This window comes from Aphanothece microscopica RSMan92 (assembly GCF_046613545.2).
Lineage (GTDB): Bacteria > Cyanobacteriota > Cyanobacteriia > PCC-6307 > Cyanobiaceae > NIES-981.
On the sequence record NZ_JBKKKY020000383.1, the window covers coordinates 1 to 546 of the forward strand.

Here is a 546-nt window from a genome sequence, read left to right on the forward strand (position 1 = left end):
GGCCAGTTTTTCCATCGGAGCGTATCCTGCCTACCAGCATGATATTCTTTACTTCATGCGTACCCAACGCTGCGGGTACAACCCATATCTCGATAAGGAGTGCCATCAGCAGGACGGACGAACCTTTTTCGGCCCTATGCCGGACTCGACCTATCTGGATGCTCGTGGTGGATGGCACGATGCCGGCGATCAGCTCAAATACCTGATTACAGGTAGCAACGCCACGGCCCGCCTGCTGTTGGCCTACGAGTGGGCACCCGGTAAGTTTGCTGATCAGGTAGATGCCCTGGGTCAATCTGGTGCCAATGGCGTACCCGACGTACTCGACGAAACCCGCTGGGGCCTCGACTGGATTCATAAGCTTCATCCCGTACCCGGGCAGCTTTTTCACCAGGTAGCCGACGACCGCGACCACCGGGGCTTCAAGCTACCCCACCAGGACAATGCCGATTACGGCTGGGGACCCAACAGTGCCCGGCCGGTGTACTTTGCGACCGGTAAACCGCAGGGGGCGGGTAAGTACCTGAGCGAGGCTACCGGTATTGC

The 546-nt window shown here is 58.6% G+C and carries 1 protein-coding gene; it reads left to right on the top strand.

Translation table 11 applies throughout. The annotated features are described in order from the left end of the window. A partial coding sequence (locus tag ACLD7X_RS18135) for a glycoside hydrolase family 9 protein (protein WP_411425082.1) occupies positions 1–546 on the top strand: 546 nt, incomplete at both ends.